Source organism: Bradyrhizobium sp. 31Argb (assembly GCF_043638955.1).
In the GTDB taxonomy this organism is placed as follows: Bacteria; Pseudomonadota; Alphaproteobacteria; order Rhizobiales; family Xanthobacteraceae; genus Bradyrhizobium.
The window spans coordinates 17,817-38,458 of record NZ_JBEGDB010000034.1; the positions used below are offsets into that span (position 1 = coordinate 17,817).

General features: G+C 63.5%; 30 protein-coding genes. 2 read left to right on the forward strand and 28 right to left on the reverse strand.

The features are described 5' to 3' along the window. Positions 1-112 precede the first annotated feature (112 nt). Positions 113-913, forward strand: a complete 801-nt coding sequence (locus tag AAFX91_RS09495) for an LON peptidase substrate-binding domain-containing protein (protein ID WP_130580935.1) — start codon at positions 113-115, stop codon at positions 911-913. A gap of 21 nt (positions 914-934) precedes the next feature. Here the strand turns inward: AAFX91_RS09495 and AAFX91_RS09500 are convergent, their stop codons facing one another. The 3 genes from AAFX91_RS09500 to AAFX91_RS09510 form a co-directional block, all read right to left on the reverse strand. Beyond that, a complete protein-coding gene (locus AAFX91_RS09500) occupies positions 935-2,272 on the reverse strand; it encodes a replication-associated recombination protein A (RefSeq protein ID WP_130580936.1) in 1,338 nt (445 codons plus the stop codon). Continuing rightward, the gene (locus AAFX91_RS09505) at positions 2,269-3,660 is read right to left on the reverse strand and encodes a DegQ family serine endoprotease (protein WP_394566283.1); all 1,392 of its coding nucleotides are present in this window, start codon (positions 3,658-3,660) and stop codon (positions 2,269-2,271) included. Before AAFX91_RS09505 ends, AAFX91_RS09500 begins: the two co-directional genes overlap by 4 nt. Before the next feature lie 69 nt (positions 3,661-3,729). After that, on the reverse strand, positions 3,730-4,107 hold the full coding sequence (locus tag AAFX91_RS09510) for a winged helix-turn-helix transcriptional regulator (RefSeq protein ID WP_394566284.1): 378 nt from the start codon (positions 4,105-4,107) through the stop codon (positions 3,730-3,732). 107 nt (positions 4,108-4,214) lie between these two features. Here AAFX91_RS09510 and AAFX91_RS09515 point away from each other — a divergent pair, with 107 nt between their 5' ends. Then, complete coding sequence (locus tag AAFX91_RS09515; protein WP_394566285.1) at positions 4,215-5,228, forward strand: zinc-binding alcohol dehydrogenase family protein; 1,014 nt, start codon at positions 4,215-4,217, stop codon at positions 5,226-5,228. A 42-nt stretch (positions 5,229-5,270) separates the two neighbouring features. Here the strand turns inward: AAFX91_RS09515 and AAFX91_RS09520 are convergent, their stop codons facing one another. From AAFX91_RS09520 to rplB, 25 genes are all read right to left on the reverse strand, one after another. Beyond that, positions 5,271-6,599 carry a chloride channel protein gene (locus AAFX91_RS09520; RefSeq protein WP_394566286.1) on the reverse strand — a complete coding sequence of 443 codons (1,329 nt, stop codon included), beginning with the start codon at positions 6,597-6,599 and terminating at the stop codon, positions 5,271-5,273. Positions 6,600-6,848: 249 nt separating this feature from the next. Beyond that, positions 6,849-7,640 (reverse strand): SDR family NAD(P)-dependent oxidoreductase, encoded by a 792-nt coding sequence (locus tag AAFX91_RS09525; RefSeq protein WP_394566287.1) that lies wholly within the window; start codon positions 7,638-7,640, stop codon positions 6,849-6,851. Between the two features lie 282 nt (positions 7,641-7,922). Further along, positions 7,923-8,339, reverse strand: coding sequence for a 50S ribosomal protein L17 (gene rplQ / locus AAFX91_RS09530; RefSeq protein WP_130580942.1), 417 nt, complete (start codon positions 8,337-8,339; stop codon positions 7,923-7,925). Positions 8,340-8,479: 140 nt separating this feature from the next. Continuing rightward, positions 8,480-9,523, reverse strand: a complete 1,044-nt coding sequence (locus AAFX91_RS09535) for a DNA-directed RNA polymerase subunit alpha (RefSeq protein ID WP_207234542.1) — start codon at positions 9,521-9,523, stop codon at positions 8,480-8,482. Between the two features lie 99 nt (positions 9,524-9,622). Then, entirely contained in the window at positions 9,623-10,012 is a 390-nt protein-coding gene (gene rpsK / locus AAFX91_RS09540) for a 30S ribosomal protein S11 (protein ID WP_006021048.1), read from the reverse strand. A gap of 114 nt (positions 10,013-10,126) precedes the next feature. Then, the gene (rpsM, locus tag AAFX91_RS09545; protein WP_130580944.1) at positions 10,127-10,495 is read right to left on the reverse strand and encodes a 30S ribosomal protein S13; all 369 of its coding nucleotides are present in this window, start codon (positions 10,493-10,495) and stop codon (positions 10,127-10,129) included. Positions 10,496-10,682: 187 nt separating this feature from the next. Continuing rightward, entirely contained in the window at positions 10,683-11,546 is an 864-nt protein-coding gene (locus AAFX91_RS09550; RefSeq protein WP_394566288.1) for an adenylate kinase, read from the reverse strand. A 79-nt stretch (positions 11,547-11,625) separates the two neighbouring features. Next, positions 11,626-12,957 carry a preprotein translocase subunit SecY gene (secY, locus tag AAFX91_RS09555; protein WP_394566289.1) on the reverse strand — a complete coding sequence of 444 codons (1,332 nt, stop codon included), beginning with the start codon at positions 12,955-12,957 and terminating at the stop codon, positions 11,626-11,628. A gap of 141 nt (positions 12,958-13,098) precedes the next feature. Next, on the reverse strand, positions 13,099-13,587 hold the full coding sequence (gene rplO / locus AAFX91_RS09560) for a 50S ribosomal protein L15 (RefSeq protein ID WP_130577490.1): 489 nt from the start codon (positions 13,585-13,587) through the stop codon (positions 13,099-13,101). Between the two features lie 20 nt (positions 13,588-13,607). After that, a complete protein-coding gene (gene rpmD / locus AAFX91_RS09565; protein WP_028168147.1) occupies positions 13,608-13,802 on the reverse strand; it encodes a 50S ribosomal protein L30 in 195 nt (64 codons plus the stop codon). Between the two features lie 38 nt (positions 13,803-13,840). Beyond that, positions 13,841-14,413, reverse strand: coding sequence for a 30S ribosomal protein S5 (gene rpsE, locus AAFX91_RS09570; RefSeq protein WP_027583269.1), 573 nt, complete (start codon positions 14,411-14,413; stop codon positions 13,841-13,843). A 60-nt stretch (positions 14,414-14,473) separates the two neighbouring features. Continuing rightward, positions 14,474-14,833 (reverse strand): 50S ribosomal protein L18, encoded by a 360-nt coding sequence (gene rplR / locus AAFX91_RS09575; RefSeq protein WP_027583268.1) that lies wholly within the window; start codon positions 14,831-14,833, stop codon positions 14,474-14,476. An 11-nt stretch (positions 14,834-14,844) separates the two neighbouring features. Beyond that, positions 14,845-15,378 carry a 50S ribosomal protein L6 gene (rplF, locus tag AAFX91_RS09580; protein WP_130577492.1) on the reverse strand — a complete coding sequence of 178 codons (534 nt, stop codon included), beginning with the start codon at positions 15,376-15,378 and terminating at the stop codon, positions 14,845-14,847. A gap of 14 nt (positions 15,379-15,392) precedes the next feature. Then, positions 15,393-15,791 (reverse strand): 30S ribosomal protein S8, encoded by a 399-nt coding sequence (gene rpsH / locus AAFX91_RS09585; RefSeq protein WP_394566290.1) that lies wholly within the window; start codon positions 15,789-15,791, stop codon positions 15,393-15,395. Between the two features lie 13 nt (positions 15,792-15,804). Next, entirely contained in the window at positions 15,805-16,110 is a 306-nt protein-coding gene (rpsN, locus tag AAFX91_RS09590; protein ID WP_130577494.1) for a 30S ribosomal protein S14, read from the reverse strand. Between the two features lie 47 nt (positions 16,111-16,157). Continuing rightward, entirely contained in the window at positions 16,158-16,715 is a 558-nt protein-coding gene (gene rplE, locus AAFX91_RS09595) for a 50S ribosomal protein L5 (RefSeq protein ID WP_130577495.1), read from the reverse strand. Continuing rightward, on the reverse strand, positions 16,708-17,022 hold the full coding sequence (gene rplX, locus AAFX91_RS09600) for a 50S ribosomal protein L24 (RefSeq protein WP_028168154.1): 315 nt from the start codon (positions 17,020-17,022) through the stop codon (positions 16,708-16,710). Before rplX ends, rplE begins: the two co-directional genes overlap by 8 nt. After that, positions 17,022-17,390 (reverse strand): 50S ribosomal protein L14, encoded by a 369-nt coding sequence (rplN, locus tag AAFX91_RS09605; RefSeq protein ID WP_028168155.1) that lies wholly within the window; start codon positions 17,388-17,390, stop codon positions 17,022-17,024. Before rplN ends, rplX begins: the two co-directional genes overlap by 1 nt. A gap of 81 nt (positions 17,391-17,471) precedes the next feature. Then, positions 17,472-17,720, reverse strand: coding sequence for a 30S ribosomal protein S17 (gene rpsQ / locus AAFX91_RS09610; RefSeq protein WP_027583261.1), 249 nt, complete (start codon positions 17,718-17,720; stop codon positions 17,472-17,474). Positions 17,721-17,730: 10 nt separating this feature from the next. Continuing rightward, positions 17,731-17,937 (reverse strand): 50S ribosomal protein L29, encoded by a 207-nt coding sequence (gene rpmC, locus AAFX91_RS09615; protein ID WP_130577496.1) that lies wholly within the window; start codon positions 17,935-17,937, stop codon positions 17,731-17,733. 5 nt (positions 17,938-17,942) lie between these two features. After that, a complete protein-coding gene (gene rplP, locus AAFX91_RS09620; protein WP_028168157.1) occupies positions 17,943-18,356 on the reverse strand; it encodes a 50S ribosomal protein L16 in 414 nt (137 codons plus the stop codon). A 30-nt stretch (positions 18,357-18,386) separates the two neighbouring features. Next, positions 18,387-19,085, reverse strand: coding sequence for a 30S ribosomal protein S3 (gene rpsC, locus AAFX91_RS09625; protein WP_130577497.1), 699 nt, complete (start codon positions 19,083-19,085; stop codon positions 18,387-18,389). A 22-nt stretch (positions 19,086-19,107) separates the two neighbouring features. After that, a complete protein-coding gene (rplV, locus tag AAFX91_RS09630) occupies positions 19,108-19,494 on the reverse strand; it encodes a 50S ribosomal protein L22 (protein WP_028168159.1) in 387 nt (128 codons plus the stop codon). A 10-nt stretch (positions 19,495-19,504) separates the two neighbouring features. Beyond that, on the reverse strand, positions 19,505-19,783 hold the full coding sequence (rpsS, locus tag AAFX91_RS09635) for a 30S ribosomal protein S19 (protein WP_027583256.1): 279 nt from the start codon (positions 19,781-19,783) through the stop codon (positions 19,505-19,507). A gap of 12 nt (positions 19,784-19,795) precedes the next feature. Beyond that, positions 19,796-20,629: a 50S ribosomal protein L2 gene (rplB, locus tag AAFX91_RS09640; protein ID WP_028168160.1), complete on the reverse strand. Its 834-nt coding sequence runs from the start codon at positions 20,627-20,629 to the stop codon at positions 19,796-19,798. Positions 20,630-20,642: the final 13 nt, after the last annotated feature.

A 20,642-nucleotide genomic window follows, 5' to 3' on the forward strand; every position in this document is an offset into this window, starting at 1 on the left:
AACAGGGTATGGTGAACGTATCGAGCCGCTTCCGGCTTCCTTTGCCCCGGCGAACGAGTCAGCAACGCAAGCACCTGACGATTTCTCGTTCGCTTACAGCAGAGGACGATCCATGCGCGATTTCCGCGATGCCAAGGCCATGGCGCAGACGCTGCGCGATGCGCTCAAAGCCAAATCAATATCCGTCAGCCACAGCGGGAGCCTTGAACTGGTCGCCAGGACCTTGGGCTTTCACGACTGGAACGTGCTGTCGGCGGCCATCCAGTCCAGCCAGCCGGTTGCCGCCCAGGGAAAGGGTCCCCCTGCCCCATCGCTCAACGGCGGCACGGTGATCCCCGTCGCGCCGATGCGGGACATCGTGTTCTTCCCGCAGTTGATCTCACCGATCTTCGTCGGACGCGAGAAGACGCGGCGCGCAATCGAAAGCGCGGCCGCCAATGATGGGCGCATCGTCGTGATTACGCAGCGACGGGCCGAAGACGACGACCCAAATTTCGACGCGCTTTATTCGGTCGGCGTCGTCGCCGATATCATGAACCGCGTCGAGTTGCCGAACGGAAACCAGAAGGTACGGGTTTCCTGCGGCAAGCGCGTCGCTGTCGTCAGACCCGCAGAAGCCGACTTCCTCGCGGCCGAGGTCGTGCCGCTCGACGAGGTGCGCGCGCTCGACACGGAGGCTTTCGCGCTGACGGGTGAGATCTTCGAGGCGTATCGGAGCTCCACCAACACGGTGCCGCCGCAATCGCTCTACCGCTATGCCGGCGAGCCGGGCGTGCTTGCCGATGTCGTCGTCCAGCTCCTGGAGGTCGGCGTCGAAAGGATGCAGCAGGTCCTGGAAATCCGGGACGTGGTCGCAAGGCTCGAAACCATCCTCGGCTGGATGCGTGCCGGGCCGCCGGCCCAGGCGAGCTAGTGATTTGAGAGCCGGGGCGGTCTACGTCACGTCCCGCTCCTTCCTGAGCCTTGCCCAATAGTCCAGCCGCTTGCGGATTTCGCGCTCGAAGCCGCGGTCGGGCGGATCGTAAAAGGTCTGGCGGCCCAGGGCTTCCGGAAAGTAGTCCTGCCCGGAGAAGGCGTCGGGCGCATCGTGGTCGTATTGGTAGCCGGAGCCATAGCCTTCCGACTTCATCAATTTGGTCGGGGAGTTCAGGATGTGCTTGGGCGGCAGCAGGGAGCCGCCCTGCTTTGCCACCTGCTTCGCCGCGGCAAATGCGGTGTAGACGGCATTCGATTTCGGCGCGGTGGCGACATAGACCACGGCCTGCGCGATCGCGAGCTCGCCCTCAGGCGAGCCGAGGAAGTCATAAGCGTCCTTGGCGGCATTGGCGATCACCAGCGCCTGCGGATCGGCAAGGCCGATATCCTCCACCGCCATGCGCACCACGCGCCGCGCCAGGAACAGCGGGTCCTCCCCGGCATCGAGCATGCGCGCGAAATAATACAACGCCGCATCCGGATCGGAGCCGCGCACCGATTTATGCAGCGCCGAGATCAGGTTGTAATGGCCGTCGGCGGACTTGTCGTAGATCGGCGCGCGGCGCTGCAGGATGTCTTGCAATTGGGCGGGGGTAAAAACCTCATCCTTGCGCGCGGAGCGCCAGACTTCTTCGGCGAGCGTCAGCGCGGCGCGGCCGTCGCCGTCGGCCATCCGCACCAGCACGGCGCGCGCCTCCGCATCCAGCGGCAGCTTCCTGCCCTCGACCTCTTCAGCATGCGCGTAGAGCTTTTCGATCGCTTCGGTATCGAGCGAATGGAACACCAGCACGCGCGCCCGCGACAGGAGCGCGGCGTTGAGCTCGAAGGACGGATTTTCGGTGGTGGCGCCGACCAAAACCACCGTGCCGTCTTCCATCACGGGCAGGAAGGAATCCTGCTGCGCGCGGTTGAAGCGATGGACCTCGTCGACGAACAACAGCGTGCCCTTGCCGGTCTCGCGCCGCGCACGCGCCGCGTCGAACGCCTTCTTCAAATCGGCGACACCAGAAAATACCGCGGAAATCTGCTCGAAATGCAGATCGGTCGCGTCGGCCAGAAGCCGCGCCACCGTGGTCTTGCCGGTGCCCGGCGGCCCCCAGAAGATCAGCGAACCCAGCGTGCGCGTCTCCAGCATGCGCGTCAGCGCCCCATCGGGGCCGAGGATATGGTCCTGCCCGACGACATCGGAAAGTTTTCGCGGCCGCAGACGATCGGGCAGCGGATGCGGCGCATCCTGCTCCATCCCTGCCGCGGCAAAGAGGTTGGTGGAGGATTCGTGCTGGCGCTTCGCGCTCATCCGCCGAGGGTCACGTTGATCTGCTGGCCGCCGCGCACCAGCGTGATCCGCCAGATCCGTGACGCCGCTTTCGAGGCCTTCTCGAGATCGCCGGTGCGCGCGATCTTCTGGTTGTTGACGGCAAGGATGATATCGCCCTTCTGGAAGCCGACATTGGCGGCCGTGCCGTCGTCGGCGAGGTCGGTGACGACGACGCCTTCGACCCCGGCATCGAGATGCAATTCGTCCGCGAGCGCCGGCGAGATATTTGCCACCTTGGCACCCTGGAATGGCGAGCGCGCGGTCAGCACGATCTCGTCACGTCCCGTATCGGGCGCGGTCTCCAGCGGCACGGTGAGCTTGATGGTCTTGCCGCCACGCTGCACGTCGATCTGGGCGGAGCCGCCGAGCGGACGGGTCGCAAAACGGTAGTCGAAGGCGTTGGGATCATCGATGGTCTGGCCATCGATCGCAACGATCAGGTCCGACGGCTTTAGCCCCGCATGCGCTGCGGGACTGTTCGGCGCGACGTTCGCGACCAGTGCACCGTTCGGCAGCTTCAGCCCGAGTGTCTCGGCGATATCAGGCGTCACCGCCTGCAGCCGCGCGCCAAGCCACGGCCGCTTAACCGCCTTGCCGCCGCTCTTGGCGGACGCCACCACCACGCGCACCATGTTGGCGGGAATCGCAAAGCCGATGCCCTGCGAACCGCCGGAGCGCGAGAAGATCGCGGTGTTGATGCCGGCGAGCCGCCCGGTCATGTCGACCAGCGCGACGCCGGAATTGCCGGGATTGATGGCCGCATCGGTCTGGATGAAGAACTGGTAGTCGGTGATGCCGACTTGCGTACGCGCGAGTGCCGAGATGATGCCATGCGTCACGGTCTGGCCGACGCCGAAGGGATTGCCGATCGCGAGCACGACATCGCCGACCAGGAGTTCGTCGGAATTGGCGAAATCAAGCGTCGCGAATTTCTCTTTCGCGTCCTTTATGCGCAGCACCGCGAGGTCGGTGCGGCTGTCCTTGAGCACGATCTCAGCCTCGAACTCGCGTTTGTCGGCGAGCGAGATCTTCACCTGGTCGGCGCCCTCGATGACGTGGTTGTTGGTGACGACGAGGCCGGAGGGATCGACCATCACGCCGGAGCCGAGCGAGCGCTGCATCTGCTCGGGCTGGCCGGGCACACCGAAGAAGCGGCGGAAGATCGGGTCATCCAGGAACGGATTGCGGGTCTGCACGGTCTTGGCGGCGTAGACGTTGACGACCGCCGGCTGTATGCGCTGCACGATCGGCGCATAGGACAGTTTCAGCTCGGCCGGCGAGGACGGCACGCGCCGGTCCTGCGCCAGCGCCGGTGTCGCGGCGGCGGCTGAAATCAACAACACGGCGGCTAAGCGAATCAGCGTCATGTAAAGTTCCCGGAAATTCGTCGTTCTGATATAGGCGTGAGCCAGCGGTGAGAGAAGCGATTGCTTGCTTCAGGCGGCGGTCTGCGCCGCTTCGATGGGATCAGGTGCGGGCGCACAGGACAGCCGCGCCCGGTGAGTCTCGCCCCATTGCTTCAGGATCTCGATCACCGGCCGCAGGCTCTCGCCGATTTCGGACACGGTGTATTCGACCCGTGGCGGCACCTCGGCATAGACCTTGCGGAGGATGAGCTTGTCCTCCTCGAGCGCGCGAAGCTGCTTGGTCAGCATGCGCTGGGTGATGCCGGGCATCCGCCGTCGCAACTCGCCGAACCGCTGCGTGCCGGACAACAGATGGAACAGGATGACCCCCTTCCATTTGCCATCGATCAGGTCGAGCGTCGCCTCGACCGCGCAGCCCGGCCGATGGGCAAAATTCCGCCGTTTCATGGGGCTTTCTTCCAATAGTATCCAAACAGGGACTAGTTCCCTGAATTTACCGTACTTGCCAACTGGGCGCCAGCGCGAGAGTTAGATCGCAACCAAGGGAGAAGGCAATGAAGGCCGTCGGATACAAGAAATCCCTGCCGATCGAGGATGCGGAATCGCTGTTCGATTTCGATGCCGCAAGACCGGAACCCAAGGGGCGCGACATCCGCGTCGCGGTCAAGGCGATCTCCGCCAATCCCGTCGATTACAAGGTGCGCAAGCGCGCCGCTCCGCCCGAGGGCGAGGTCAAGATTTTGGGCTTCGACGCAGCCGGCGTGGTCGACGCTGTCGGCCCCGACGTCAGCCTGTTCAAGCGAGGGGACGAGGTCTTCTATGCGGGCTCGATCCTGCGCCAGGGCACCAATTCGGAATTCCATCTGGTCGATGAGCGCATCGTCGGCGCGAAGCCGAAGACGCTGTCGTTTGCGCAGGCCGCTGCCCTGCCCCTGACCTCGATCACGGCGTGGGAATTGCTGTTCGACCGGCTCGGCGCCGCACCCGGCAAGAGCCTCGATCCACGTACGCTCCTGATCGTCGGCGGCGCCGGCGGCGTCGGCTCGATCCTGATCCAGCTCGCGCGGCGGCTGACCGGCCTGACGGTGGTCGCGACCGCGACGCGGCCGGAGTCGCAGAAATGGTGCCTGGAGCTCGGCGCGCATGCCGTGGTCGATCATGGCAAGCCGATGAAGGGGCAGATCGAGAAATTGAAGCTGCCGCCGGTCGGCCTCGTCGCCAGCCTCACTTATACCGACCAGCACTACAAGGCGATCGCCGATTTCATGGCGCCGCAGGGCAAGTTCGGCCTGATCGACGATCCGCCGGAATTCAATGTCAGTGCGTTCAAGGGCAAGGCGGTGTCGGTACACTGGGAATCAATGTTCACGCGCTCCTCGTTCCAGACCCCGGACATGATCGCGCAGCACTATCTGCTGAACGACGTCGCCGATCTCATCGACAAGGGCGTGCTGCGCACCACGCTCGCCGAGACGTTCGGCACCATCAACGCAGCCAATCTGAAGCGGGCGCATGCCCTGCTCGAGAGCGGCAAGTCGCGCGGCAAGATCGTGCTGGAGGGGTGGTAGACCCGACTGCGAGCGGGCGCGCCTGGTGCGCGCCCGCTCGTGTCACGCCTGAACTGGTGGACGCGCCGCTTCGGTAGGCGGCGTTGACCGCTCGATGAAGCCTTTGGCGAGCGCGTGGTAAATTCCTTCCTCGCAAACCAATCGCGAGGTGCCGTAGGCAATCAATGCGGCGGTCATCAGCGGCACCACCATGGTGTGATCCCCGGTCATCTCGGTCACGATGACCAACGCCGTGATGGGGGCTTGCACGACACCGGCGAAATACGAGACCATGCCGAGCAGCATGATCGCCGCCAAAGGCGCTCCGTGAAAGAAGGACGCCACGTTCGAGCCAAGTCCAGCTCCTACCGCCAGCGATGGCGAAAAGATGCCGCCGGGAATGCCGCTGATGGCTGCCAAGGCAGTGGCCAGGAACTTCAGGAACCCGAAGCTCTCAGGCAACGGTGCGCCGCTCTCGAGTGCATCCTTCACTTGCGAGTAGCCTGTGCCATAGACCGTGTCGCCGGACGCCAGTCCACAGAGCGCAACCGCCAGGCCGCACAGTGCTGCAAATGGCACTGAATGGCGTCGAATCGCCTGTCCCACGAACCCCCGAAACCCGCGCGCCACGGTAATGACGATGCGACTGAACAGGCCGCCCATCAAACCGCCGACGACTCCGCAGACGGGAATGGCGAGCCAGTCGATGCCGCGGTTCAACGTCACCGCGCTCGTGCCGAAATAGTCATAATTGCCCATCAGCGCGAGCGACGTCAGGCCCGCAGCAATGACGGCCGCGATAATCAAGCTGCTGGTGCGCGTTTCGAAAGCGCGGCTCATCTCCTCGATGCCAAACACGATGCCCGCGAGCGGCGTGTTGAAGGCAGCGGCAACACCGGCCGCGGCACCGGCCAGGATCAATCCCGGCTGCCGCCGTGGCGACACCCGTCCGATTGCGAACATGATGGACGCACCGACCTGGACCGTTGGTCCTTCGCGGCCGATCGAAGCACCGCATAGCAAGCCAAAGAGGGTCAGGATGATCTTTCCGACCACGATACGTATGGATACGAGCCGTTCCCTCGCCTGCTGGTTGGTGAGATGACGCGCGGCGATCGCCTGCGGAATGCCGCTGCCCTGGGCGTTCGGAAACAGCCTGGCCGTGAGCAACGCCGACAGCCCAAAGCCGATCGGCGTGACAAGAAGCGATGCATAACGCGATTTGGACAGCAGCATCGCGAAGGCCTGCTGCGCCAGATCGGAGAGCTGGGCTAGCAGCACCGCGGCCGCGCCAACAACGACGCCGCCGAGCAGAAAAATCGCACGTCGCTGCCAGCGCGCCGAGGTGATCTTAACCAGCCGCTGATGGCGCGTGGACAGGGTCAGCTTCATGAAACTGTTCTACGCAATCCGCGCCTCCGAAAAAAGCGCTGATCCGTGGGGTGGGTAAAGCGCAGCGTGCCCACCGTCTAACGCCGTGCTCGTGATGGTGGGCACGCTGCGCTTTGCCCACCCCACAATGGAGCCCGCACCCCCTCCCTCGTCTTTGCGAGGAGCGACAGCGACGAAGCAATCCACGCCTCAGCAAGCGGTACTATGGATTGCTTCGCTTACGCTCGCAATGACGGAGCGCGAGCCGCCTCAGATGGTGTTGATGATACCCCCTTCGACGCGGAGTGCCGCCCCGTTGGTCGCGGAGGCCTCTTTCGAAGAAACGTAGACCACCATGTTTGCGATCTCGTCGACGCTGGCGAAGCGCTGCAGGAGCGAGGTCGGGCGGTGCTGCTTGACGAAGTTCGCCACCGCCTCGTCCTCAGGCTCTCCGTTCTGCCTGGCGAGATCCTTGACGAAGGTGTCCACGCCTTCCGACAGGGTCGGGCCCGGCATCACCGAATTGACGGTCACCGCAGTGCCGCGAGTGAGCTCAGCGAGCCCGCGCGAGATCGAAAGCTGCGCGGTCTTGGTCATGCCGTACTGGATCATCTCCTTCGGAATGCTCAGCGCGGACTCGGAAGCGATAAAGACGATGCGGCCCCAGTTGCGCTTCAGCATGCCCTGCATGTAGCCGCGCGACAGGCGCACGCCCGACATCACGTTGACCTCGAAGAAGCGGGTCCAGTCCTCGTCCGGAATCTCGAAGAAGTTCTTGGGCTCGAAGATACCGGCATTATTGATGAGGATGTCGACCTCGGGTTGTGCCGAGAGCAGCGCCTTGCATCCGCTAGCTGTGGAAACGTCGGCGGCGATGCCGCGAACCTTGGCGCCTGCGACCGCCTTCTGAATCGCAGCAACGGCGGCGTCGATCTTGGGCTGGCTGCGGCCGTTGACGATCACCTCCGCTCCGGTTGCCGCCAGACCGCGGACAATGGCCAGCCCGATGCCGGCAGTCGAGCCCGTGACGAGCGCGGTTTTTCCCGAAAGATCGATCTTCATGTTCTATCTCCGTAAATTCGATCACGGAGATATCGGAAGCCCGAGATACGGACGCAATTGCCGAATGCAGCATGGCTGACGTCGCGCCAACGTATCCGTGCAAAAATGAAAAGCGAGGCCGAACAGAATTGTAGGGTGGGCAAAGGCGCGTCAGCACCGTGCCCACCATTCACACTCCGCTCGTGATGGTGGGCACGCTACGCTTTGCCCACCCTACACTCGGAAATGAAAAAGCGGCGCTCGATGGCGCCGCTTTCACAAACCTTCAGGATCGAAGCAGGCTTACGCCGCCTCGGCTTCCTTTTCCTGCACCGGGCCGGAATCCTGGCCCTTGGCGTCGACATCGCGGTCGACGAACTCGATCACGGCCATCGCGGCATTGTCGCCATAGCGGAAGCCGGCCTTGATGATGCGGGTGTAGCCGCCCTGGCGGTCCTTGTAGCGCGTCGCCAGCGTGTCGAACAGCTTCTTGACCATGTCGACGTCGCGCAGCTCCGAGATCGCCTGGCGGCGCAGCGCCAGCCCGCCCTTCTTGCCGAGCGTGACCAGCTTCTCGACGATCGGGCGCAGCTCCTTGGCCTTCGGCAGCGTGGTCACGATCTGCTCGTGCTTGATCAGGGCCGCAGCCATGTTGGCGAACATCGCGCGCCGATGCTCGGCCGTGCGATTGAGCTTCCGATGAACCTTTCCGTGACGCATGATCTATTCCTTTTCGATTGTCACGACGGCTCGTCGGACATGTTTCTCAGGTGGGCTTCCTGCGTTCGCCCAGGATGGTGAGTAGCCAATGGTGAATAACGAGTGGTTTTCCACTCGCTATTCGCCACTTCATATTTCGCTCAGTAATGATCCTCGAAGCGCTTGGCGAGCTCGTCGATGTTCTCCGGCGGCCAGCCCGGCACTTCCATGCCGAGATGCAGCCCCATCTGGGCCAGCACTTCCTTGATCTCGTTCAGCGACTTGCGGCCGAAGTTCGGGGTGCGGAGCATTTCCGCTTCGGACTTCTGCACGAGATCGCCGATATAGACGATGTTGTCGTTCTTCAGGCAGTTGGCCGAACGCACCGACAGTTCGAGCTCGTCGACCTTCTTGAGGAACGCCGGGTTGAAGGCGAGATCGGGGATGATCTCCTGCGCGACTTCCTTGCGCGGCTCCTCGAAATTGACGAACACGTTGAGCTGATCCTGCAGGATACGCGCGGCATAGGCCACCGAGTCATCCGGCGTGATCGCGCCGTTGGTCTCGATCGTCATCGTCAGCTTGTCGTAGTCGAGAATCTGGCCCTCGCGGGTGTTCTCGACCTTGTAGGAGACCTTGCGCACCGGCGAGAACAGGCTGTCGACCGGGATCAGGCCGATCGGCGCGTCCTCAGGACGGTTGCGCTCGGCGGGCACATAGCCCTTGCCAGTCGCGACCGTGAACTCCATGCGGATCTCGGCACCGTCGTCCAGGGTGCAGAGCACGAGATCCGGATTGAGCACCACGACGTCGCCGACGGTCTGGATGTCGCCGGCGGTGACGACGCCCGGACCCTGCTTCTTCACGACCATCCGCTTGGGGCCTTCGCCCTGCATCTTGATCGAGATGTCCTTGATGTTGAGGACGATGTCGGTAACGTCCTCACGGACGCCCGCGATCGAAGAGAACTCGTGCAGCACGCCGTCGATATGCACCGACTGCACCGCAGCGCCCTGCAGCGAGGACAACAGGATGCGGCGCAACGCGTTGCCGAGCGTCTGGCCGAAGCCGCGCTCGAGCGGCTCGGCGACAATGGTCGCAAACCGCGCGGCATCGGAGCCGGCCGTCACCTGCAGCTTGTTCGGTCGAATAAGTTCCTGCCAATTCTTCTGGATCGTCACTGTGTCACCCGTGGTGAAGTCGATTTGGGCCAGTCGACATCAACTTACTGGCGTCGCGGATTAGTCCGCGCGGTCAATTCCAAAAACAATCGCGAGACGGCAAAGCCGCCCCGCGACCAACCATCAGACGCGCCGGCGCTTGCGCGGACGGCAGCCATTGTGCGGGATCGTCGTCACGTCGCGGATCGAGGTAACGGTGAAGCCCGCAGCCTGCAGCGCGCGGAGCGCCGACTCACGGCCCGAACCGGGGCCGGCAACTTCGACTTCCAGCGTGCGCATGCCATGCTCCTGCGCCTTCTTGGAAACGTCCTCCGCCGCAACCTGCGCGGCATACGGGGTCGACTTGCGCGACCCCTTGAAACCCATCGTGCCGGCGGAAGACCAGGCAATGGTGTTGCCCTGCGCGTCGGTGATGGTGATCGTGGTGTTGTTGAACGACGAATTCACATGCGCGATGCCGGAGGCGATGTTCTTGCGTTCGCGGCGGCGTACGCGGGTGGCTTCCTTGCCCATTCCAAACCTTTCCTGTGATCTCAACGCCGCCGTAATGCCAGCGGCTACACCTCAAAAGGCGAATGGCGCATGGCGAATGATTCTCTTCGCCACCGCCAATCGCTATTCGCAAACTTACTTCTTCTTGCCGGCGATCGCCTTGGCCGGCCCCTTGCGCGTGCGCGCATTGGTGTGGGTGCGCTGGCCGCGCACCGGCAGGCCACGGCGATGGCGCAGGCCGCGATAGCAGCCGAGGTCCATCAGCCGCTTGATGTTGATGCCGACCTCGCGCCGAAGGTCGCCCTCGACGACATAGTCGCGGTCGATCACTTCGCGAATCTGCAGCACTTCCTGGTCGGTGAGCTGGCTGACGCGACGGTCCAGCGGGATCTTGACCTTCTCCACGATGTCGGCTGCGTTCTTCTGGCCGATGCCATGGATGTACTGAAGCGCGATCAGCACGCGCTTGTTGGTTGGAATATTCACGCCGGCAATACGGGCCACAGCCTTCTCTCCTGTCGCCGATCCCCTGGGATCGGTGCTTCCTAGATCTCTGCTATCTCGGGCAGGTGTCCACAAACGCGAACACGACGCCCTCCCCTCGTTCCTTCGGGGCCCGGCATCGTCATAAAACTATCCGACTTGGATGCGAGGCTTATTAAAGGATTCATGTCGGTTTCGTCAACCGCTCCTAGCGCTTAGCTCGCTTTTTCGTGAGCTTTTTTGCGGGCCGCTTAGCGGCCTGCCTTACCGTCTTCTTGGCCTTGCCGACGCCCCTGGCCTTGGCCGCCTTGGAGACCGCTTTGCGGGCCTTCCGGGCGGAGGTGGCGGCCTTTTTGGTTCCCTTGCCGGCCCCTCCTTTGGCTTTGGCGGCCGCCTTCTTGGCGGGCGCCTTGGCTCCCTTTCGGGCGGCTCCAGAGGCGGAGCGCTTGGCTGGAGAGGCTCGCCGTGCCGCCTTGGGTTCCGTGGCGCCGAGCGCCTCCAGGATCCGGTTGATTTCACCCGTAACGTGCTCGATGGTCATCATGCCATCTACAGTCAGCAGCTTGCGGCGCTCGGAATAGTAGTGAATCAGGGGTTCAGTCTGGGCGCGGTAGCTTGCCAGCCGCTTGGTCAGCACTTCCGGCGTATCGTCGGCGCGGACTTCCTCGCCGCGCGCCCGCGTCTCGGTGGCGCGCTTCTCCACCCGCCCGAGCAGCGCGCTCTCATTGACGCGAAGCTCGACCACGGCGTCGAGCTTGAGGCGCTTCTTCTTCAAGAGGTCATCCAGCGCCTCGGCCTGCGGAACCGTGCGCGGAAAGCCGTCGAGGATGAAGCCGTTCTTGGCGTCGGGCTGATCGATCCGATCGGAGATGATGCCGATCACGATCTCGTCGGGCACCAGCCCGCCCGCGGCCATGATGTCCTTGGCCTGCAGCCCGATCGGCGTGTCGGCGGCAACCGCGGCGCGCAGCATCTCGCCAGTCGAGAGCTGGACAATACCGTGTTTCTGAACCAGCCGCTGGGCCTGGGTCCCCTTGCCCGAGCCCGGCGGCCCCAAAAGGATCAATCTCATGATTTTTCGCCCCCCGGCTTGGTGAGCGCGATCCGCACACCCTTGGTTTTGACTTTTACGCCGCCCGCATTCCGCTCTATCAGCGGCGACGGCCCCTGAGCTTGGACTTTCTGATCAGCCCTTCATACTGATGGGCAAGCAGATAGCCCTGAACCTGTGCCACCGTATCCATGGTCACGCTGACCACGATCAGAAGCGAGGTACCGCCAAAGTAGAACGGCACGGAGGCGTAGGAAATCAGAATCTCCGGGATGAGACATACGATCGCAAGATAGATCGCGCCAACCACTGTGACGCGCGACAGCACATAGTCGATGTACTCCGCCGTGCGCTCGCCAGGCCGAATGCCCGGGATGAAGCCACCATGCTTCTTCAGGTTGTCGGCGGTCTCGGTCGGGTTGAACACGATCGCCGTGTAGAAGAAGGCGAAGAACACGATCAGGGCGAGGTAGAGAATCAGGAACAGCGGCCGGCCGTGGCTGAGCTGGGTGGTGATCCACTGCATCCATTCCGGGCCCTTGCCGGCATTGAAGTTCGCGACCGTGGTCGGCAGCAGCAGCAGCGAGGACGCGAAGATCGGCGGGATCACGCCGGAGGTGTTGAGCTTGAGCGGCAGATGCGAGGACTGGCCCTCGAACATCTTGTTGCCGACCTGGCGCTTCGGATACTGGATCAGGAGCCGGCGTTGCGCGCGCTCCATGAAGACAATGAAGGCGATCACGGCGACCGCCATCACGATCACGACCAAAATCAGGCCGGTCGACATCGCGCCCTGGCGGCCGAGTTCGAGCATGTTGGCCAGCGCCGCCGGCAGTTCCGCGACGATGCCGGACAGAATGATCAGCGAAATGCCGTTGCCGATGCCGCGCGAGGTGATCTGCTCACCCAGCCACATCAGGAACATGGTGCCGCCAGTCAGCGTGATCGCTGTCGAAAGACGGAAGAACATGCCGGGGTCGGTGACGACGTTGCCGGCGCCCTCGAGGCCCACCGCGATGCCGTAAGACTGGAACAGGGCCAGGATCACGGTGAGGTAGCGGGTGTACTGGTTCAGCGTCTTGCGTCCGGCCTCGCCTTCCTTCTTCAGCGCCTCGAGTTGCGGCGAGACGGTGGTCAGGAGCTGGATGATGATCGATGCCGAGATGTACGGCATGATGTTCAGCGCGAAGATCGCCATGCGGTGGATGCCGCCGCCGGCGAACATATTGAACATGCCGAGGATGCCGCCGGCCTGGGAGCGGAACACCTGCTCCCACACGTTGGGGTCGATGCCGGGTAGCGGGATGTAAGTGCCGAGCCGATAAACAAGCAGCGCACCCAGCGTGAACCAGATGCGCTTCTTCAGCTCTTCGGCCTTGCCGAGCGCTGCGAAATTGAGGTTGGACGCGAGTTGTTCCGCTGCTGAGACCATGTTTCGGCTTTCTCCCGGAGCCCCCGCCGACGTCCCCCACGGGATCATCGGCGGACACCGGACATTATTTGGTGCTCGGCTTCGATAAGTCCAACGTTCTCTGCCGTCCCTGCCTGCGCGAGCCAGGCAATGACGCAGATGTTACGCCGCCTCGCCTTCGTCCTTCTTGGCGGGCGCCAGGATCTTCACCGTGCCGCCGGCCTTCTCCACCGCGGCGACCGCGGACTTGGAGGCGCCATGCACCTCGATGTTGAGCTTGGCCGTGAGCTCGCCGCGGCCGAGCAGCCGCACGCCGTCCTTGGCGCGGCGCAGCACGCCCGACTTCACCAGCGCTTCCGCGTTCACGACCGCTCCGGCGTCGAGCTGCTTGGCGTCGACCGCCTGCTGCAATCGGTCGAGATTAACTTCCGCGAAATCGAGCCTGAAGATGTTGTTGAACCCGCGCTTGGGCAGGCGGCGATGCAGCGGCATCTGGCCGCCTTCAAAGCCCTTGATGCGCACGCCGGTACGCGCGGTCTGGCCCTTGCCGCCACGGCCGCCGGTCTTGCCCTTGCCTGAACCGATGCCGCGGCCGATGCGCATGCGCTTCTTGCGCGAACCGGGATTGTCGGCGATCTCGCTGAGCTTCATCGCCCTTCTCCTTGTCTGTCTTAACCCTCGCCGACGACGCGGACGAGGTGTTGAACCTTGCTGATCATGCCGCGAACCTCAGGGGTGTCCTGATGCTCGGCAACCCGGCCGATCTTGTTGAGCTTGAGGCCGATCAGCGTCGAACGCTGCGAATGATGGCGGCGAATCGGGCTGCCGATCTGCTCGACCTTGATCGTCTTTGCGGCCTGGGCCATCTCTTGAAACTCCAGATAGCGCGCTGGCTTAGCGCGAGTTATTCAGCCACCACTTCTGCATCGCCACCGACGCGGCGGGCCTGCAGGGTGGATACCTTGATGTTGCGGCGCGCAGCGACCGATCGCGGCGAATCCTGGTTCTTGAGCGCGTCGAAGGTGGCGCGAACCATGTTGTAGGGATTCGACGAGCCGATCGACTTCGCGACCACGTCCTGGATGCCGAGCGTCTCGAACACCGCACGCATCGGGCCGCCAGCGATGATGCCGGTACCGGCCGGCGCGGCACGCAGGTAGACGCGGCCGGCGCCGTGACGGCCGGCGATGTCGTGATGCAGCGTGCGGCCTTCGCGCAGCGCCACGCGGGTCAGGTTGCGCTTGGCGGACTCGGTTGCCTTGCGGATCGCTTCCGGCACTTCGCGCGCCTTACCGTGGCCGAAACCGACCCGGCCCTTCTGGTCGCCGATCACGACCAGCGCCGCAAAGCCGAAGCGCTTGCCGCCCTTCACGACCTTTGCCACGCGATTGATGTGCACGAGCTTGTCGACGAACTCGCTGTCGCGCTCCTCGCGCTCCCTGCTCCGTTCGCGTCCGCCGCGTTCGCGTTCTGCCATGGTGTTTTCCAATCTCTAGAAAGGCTTATGCCTCAGTCCTAATATCCGCTCGAAACTTGCTCAGAAGCTCAGTCCGCCTTCGCGGGCCGCATCGGCAAGCGCCTTGACGCGCCCGTGATAGAGATAGGCGCCGCGGTCGAACACGACTTCCTTGACGCCCTTCTGCGTGGCGCGCTCGGCGAGCAGCTTGCCGACGGCCTTGGCTGCATCGATATTCGCACCCGTGTTGCCGCCATCGCGCATCGACTTCTCGAGCGACGAGGCCGACGCCAGCGTCTCGCCCTTCTGATCGTCGATCACCTGGGCGTAGATGTGCTTGGACGAGCGGAACACCGACAGACGCGGACGTCCGCCCCCGGAACGGCGCAGCGCCAAGCGTACGCGTTGCTTGCGCCGGGCATTGGTAACCTTCAGTGACATGACCGGCTCCGTTACTTCTTCTTGCCTTCCTTGCGGAAGATGAATTCGTTGGCGTACTTCACGCCCTTGCCCTTGTAGGGCTCCGGCGGACGATAGGCGCGGATCTCGGCCGCAACCTGCCCCACGCGCTGCGAATCGATGCCCGAGACCGTGATTTCGGTCGGCTTCGGCACCGCGATCGAGATGCCCTCCGGGATCGGGTAGATGACGTCGTGGCTGTAGCCGAGCGCGAGCTGCAGGTTCTTGCCCTGCATCGCGGCGCGGTAGCCGACGCCCGTGATCTCGAGCTTCTTCTCAAAACCCTTGGTGACGCCTTCGACCAGGTTGGCGACCTGGGCACGCGCGGTGCCGTACATCGCCTGCGCGCGGTTGGTGTCCACCCGCGGAGCGACCTTGACCTGGCCGTTCTCGAACTTCACCTCGACGTCGTTATGCACGACGAACTGAAGCTGGCCCTTCGGCCCCTTCACCTTCACCGTCTGCCCGTCGACAGTCGCCGTCACACCCGACGGGATCGCCACAGGCCTCTTGCCAATACGTGACATGGCTCAATCCTTCCTCAGAACACCGTGAAGAGAACTTCGCCGCCCACGTTCGCGTCGCGCGCTTCGTGGTCAGCCATGATTCCCTTCGGCGTCGACAAAACGGAGATGCCGAGACCGTTGTTCACCCGCGGCAGGTTCTTCACCGACGTGTAGACCCGGCGGCCCGGCTTCGACACGCGCTCGATCTCGCGGATGACCGGGTCGCCGTCGAAATATTTCAACTCTATCTCGAGCTCGCTGCGGCCGGACGAATGCTCGACACTGGCGTAGCCGCGGATATAGCCTTCCGCCTTCAGCACCTCGAGCACGTTCTGGCGCATCTTCGAGCCCGGGCTCGAGACCTTCGACTTCGAGCGCATCTGCGCGTTGCGGATGCGGGTGATGAGATCAGAGATCGGATCGTGCGTTGACATCTTCCGACCCTCCTTACCAGCTCGACTTCACGAGGCCCGGGATCAGGCCCTTGGAGCCGAGCTCGCGCAGCGCGATGCGGGACAACTTGTTCTTGCGATAGTTCGAGCGCGGGCGGCCCGTCAGCTCGCAACGATTCCGGATCCGGGTCGCCGACGAGTTGCGCGGCATTTCCGCAAGCTTCAAGGTCGCCGCGAAACGCTCTTCCATCGGCTTGGTCTTGTCGGCGATGATCGCCTTCAACCGGGCGCGGCTCGCGGCGGCGTTCTTGGCCATCCGCTTGCGCCGGTTGTTCTTCTCGACTGCACTCTTCTTTGCCATGCGTGGCTCCTTACGTTTCCGCGTTTGAGAGGCTGTTCGTCAGCGTCTCACTGCCGGAACGGGAAATTGAAAGCGGTCAACAAGGCGCGAGCCTCGTCGTCGGTCTTGGCCGTGGTACACACGGTGATGTCCATGCCCCGCGCTTCCGAGACCTTGTCGAAGTCGATCTCGGGGAAAATGATGTGCTCCTTGATGCCGAGCGAATAGTTGCCGCGGCCATCGAAGCTCTTCGGGTTCAGCCCGCGGAAGTCGCGCACGCGCGGCAGCGCGACGGTGACCAGGCGATCGATGAACTCGTACATGCGCGCCTTGCGGAGCGTGACCTTGCAGCCGATCGGCTGATTCTCGCGCAGCTTGAAGGTCGCGATGGCAACCCGCGAATAGGTCACGATCGCCTTCTGGCCGGCGATCTGCGTCAGCTCGGCGGCAGCGGTCTCGGCCTTCTTGCGGTCGTTGACGGAATCGCCGACGCCCATGTTGAGCACGACCTTGTCCAGCCGTGGCACCTGCATCGCGTTCTCGTAGCCGAACTTCTCGGTCAGCAGGCCGCGAATCTTCCTGTCGTACTCCGTGCGCAAGCGCGGCACATAAGCGGTCTCAGCCATCGATCTCTGCTCCCGAGCTCTTGGCAATGCGAACCTTCTTGCCATCAGCCTGAATCTTGAACCCGATGCGGGTCGGCTTTCCGTCCTTGCCGACATACGCGACGTTGGAGAGGTGGACCGGCGCCTCCTTGGAGATGATGCCGCCCTCCTGGTTCTGGGTCTGCTTCTGGTGACGCTTCACCATGTTGACGCCGCGCACCAGCGCGGTGTTTTCGGCCGGACGCACTTCGAACACTTCGCCGGTGCGGCCCTTGTCGCGGCCGGTCAGCACGATGACCCTGTCACCCTTGCGGATCTTGGCAGCCATCACAGCACCTCCGGCGCAAGCGAGATGATCTTCATGTGGTTCTTGGCCCGCAGCTCGCGCGGCACCGGCCCGAAGATACGGGTGCCGACCGGCTCGGACTGGTTGTTGACCAGCACGGCGGCATTGCGGTCGAAGCGGATGACCGAGCCGTCGGGGCGGCGAATGTCCTTGCGGACCCGCACCACGACCGCCTTCATGACGTCGCCCTTCTTCACCTTGCCACGCGGAATGGCTTCCTTGATCGACACAACGATAATGTCGCCCACGGTGGCATAGCGGCGCTTGGAGCCTCCAAGCACCTTGATGCACATGACACGGCGTGCGCCTGAATTATCGGCCACGTCGAGGTTGGTCTGCATCTGAATCATTGATGCACCTCGTCCTCTTTCTGCGCTTCACTTGCGCTCAAAATTTTCCTGACATTCTCCGGCTTCGAAGCCGAATGCGCGTCAGGCCGTTTGCTTCTGCTCGCCCCGGATCACGATCCAGCGCTTCAACTTCGAGATCGGCTTCGATTCCTCGATCCACACCGTGTCGCCCGGCTTGAACTGGTCGCTCTCGTCGTGCGCGTGATAGTTCTTCGAACGGCGGATCGTCTTCTTGTAGATCGGATGGGTGAAGCGGCGATCGACGCGCACCACCACCGTCTTGGCTTGCTTGTCGCTGACGACCACGCCCTGTAGCGTACGTTTCGGCATGTCCGGCCTCTTACTTCTTCTTCGCGCGCTGCTGCGCGGCGATGGTCTTGATACGGGCGATGTCGCGGCGCGCTTCCTTCAGCCGCGAGGTGTTCTCGAGCTGACCGGTGGCGCGCTGGAAGCGCAGGTTGAACCGCTCCTTCTTCAGATTGAGGATCGCGTCCTCCATCTGGTCGGCGCTCATCGCGCGGATATCCTCGACTTTCATCTGGGCCATCTCGGTTACTCCGCGATGCGCGCGACGAAGCGCGTCTTGATCGGCAGCTTGGCGGCGGCCAAGGTCAGCGCCTCGCGCGCGACCTGGTTGGTGACGCCGTCGATCTCGAACAGCACACGACCGGGCTTGACGCGGGCCACCCACAATTCCGGCGCGCCCTTGCCGGAGCCCATGCGCACTTCGGCGGGCTTCTTCGACACCGGCAAATCAGGGAACACGCGGATCCAGACGCGGCCGGCGCGCTTCATGTGGCGGGTCAGCGCGCGGCGAGCGGCCTCGATCTGGCGCGCGGTGACGCGTTCCGGCTCGAGCGCCTTCAGGCCGAACTGGCCGAAGGACAACGTCGCGCCCGAAGTCGCAACGCCGTGGATGCGGCCCTTATGCGCCTTCCGGAACTTCGTTTTCTTTGGTTGCATCATGGCGTTAAGCCCTCAAACTCTCATTTGCCGTTAGGCGGCGTCGCGACGGGACCGCGGGCTCTCGCCCTCGGCCATCCGCTTGTCCTGGGCCATCGGATCGTGCTCGAGGATTTCGCCCTTGAAGATCCAGACCTTGACGCCGCAGGTGCCGAAGGTGGTGAACGCGGTGGCAACGCCGTAGTCGACGTCGGCGCGTAGCGTGTGCAGCGGCACCCGGCCCTCGCGGTACCATTCCATGCGCGCGATTTCAGCGCCACCCAACCGACCCGAGCAGTTGATACGGATGCCCTCGGCACCAAGACGCATCGCCGACTGCACCGCGCGCTTCATGGCGCGGCGGAACGCGACGCGGCGCTCGAGCTGCTGCGCGATCGATTCGGCAACCAGCGTGGCATCGAGCTCCGGCTTGCGGATCTCGACGATGTTGATGACGACGTCGGAAGCGGTGATGTCGGCAACCTTCTTGCGCAGCTTGTCGATGTCGGCGCCCTTCTTGCCGATCACGACGCCCGGACGCGCCGAGTGGATCGTCACCCGGCACTTCTTGTGCGGACGCTCGATCACGATACGCGCCACTGCGGCCTGCTTGAGCTCCTTGTGCAGGATCTCGCGGATCTTGACGTCCTCATGCAGCAGCTTGCCGTATTCGGCCTTGCCGGCAAACCAACGCGAATCCCAGGTCCGGTTGATGCCGAGACGCAGCCCGATCGGATTGATCTTTTGACCCATCTTATTCTCCTGCGCTTCTTCTTTAAGCGCTCGCCTCGGCCTCGACCTCACGAACCACGATCGTGAGATGCGAGAACGGTTTGTAGACACGGCCCGAGCGGCCACGGCCGCGCGGGGCAAAACGCTTCATGACGAGGCCATTGCCGACATGCGCCTCGGCGACGACGAGATCGTCGACTTCGAGGTCATGATTGTTCTCAGCATTGGCAATCGCCGATTCCAGGCACTTCTTGACGTCGACCGCGATCCGCTTGCGCGAGAACTGCAGGTCGGCGAGTGCAGCCGAAGCCTTGCGGCCACGGATCATCTGCGCGACAAGGTTCAGCTTCTGCGGGCTGACGCGCAGCATCCGGGCGACGGCCTTGGCCTCATTGTCCGCGAGGACACGTTCGCGCTTTGGTTTGCTCATCGCTTAATCCTCAAGCCCTCTTGGCTTTCTTGTCGCCAGAGTGGCCGTGGAAGGTACGTGTCGGCGAGAACTCGCCGAACTTGTGACCCACCATTTCCTCGTTCACCGAAACCGGCACGTGCTTCTGACCGTTGTAGACGCCGAAGGTCAGGCCCACGAACTGCGGCAGGATGGTCGAGCGGCGACTCCAGATCTTGATAACGTCGTGACGGCCGGACGCGCGCGCGGCATCTGCCTTCTTGAGCAGCGATGCCTCGACGAACGGGCCTTTCCAGACTGAACGAACCATGTCCGGCGTTCCTTACTTCTTCCGCTTGTGGCGGCTTAGGAGAATGAATTTGTTGGTCGACTTGTTCGAGCGCGTCTTCTTGCCCTTGGTCGGCTTGCCCCACGGTGTCACCGGGTGGCGGCCGCCCGAGGTGCGGCCTTCACCGCCGCCATGCGGGTGGTCGATCGGGTTCATGACGACACCGCGGTTGTGCGGGCGCCAGCCGAGCCAGCGGGTGCGGCCGGCCTTGCCGATCGAGATGTTCATGTGATCGGGATTCGACACCGCGCCGATCGCGCCGCGGCAACGGCCGTGCACCAGGCGCTGCTCGCCCGAGTTCAGGCGGATGATGACGTAGTCCTGGTCGCGGCCGACGATCTGGGCATAGGTGCCGGCGGAGCGCGCAAGCTGACCACCCTTGCCGATCTTCAGCTCGATGTTGTGGACGATCGTGCCGACCGGCATGTTGCCGAGCGGCATCACGTTGCCCGGCTTGACGTCGACATAGCTGCCGGCCACCACCGTGTCGCCTGCGGCGAGCCGCTGCGGCGCCAGGATGTAGGCCTGCTCGCCGTCCTGATACTTGATCAGCGCGATGAAGGCGGTGCGGTTCGGGTCATATTCCAGCCGCTCGACGATCGCCGGCACATCCACCTTGTCGCGGCGGAAGTCGACATTGCGATAGGCCTTCTTGTGGCCGCCGCCGCGGAAGCGCACGGTGATGCGACCGGTGTTGTTGCGGCCACCGTTCGACTGCTTGCCCTCGGTGAGCGCCTTGACCGGCTTGCCCTTATAGAGCGCCGAACGATCGACCATCACCAGCTGGCGCTGGCCCGGCGTCGTTGGATTGTAGGTTTTCAATGCCATCGTCGTTACGCCC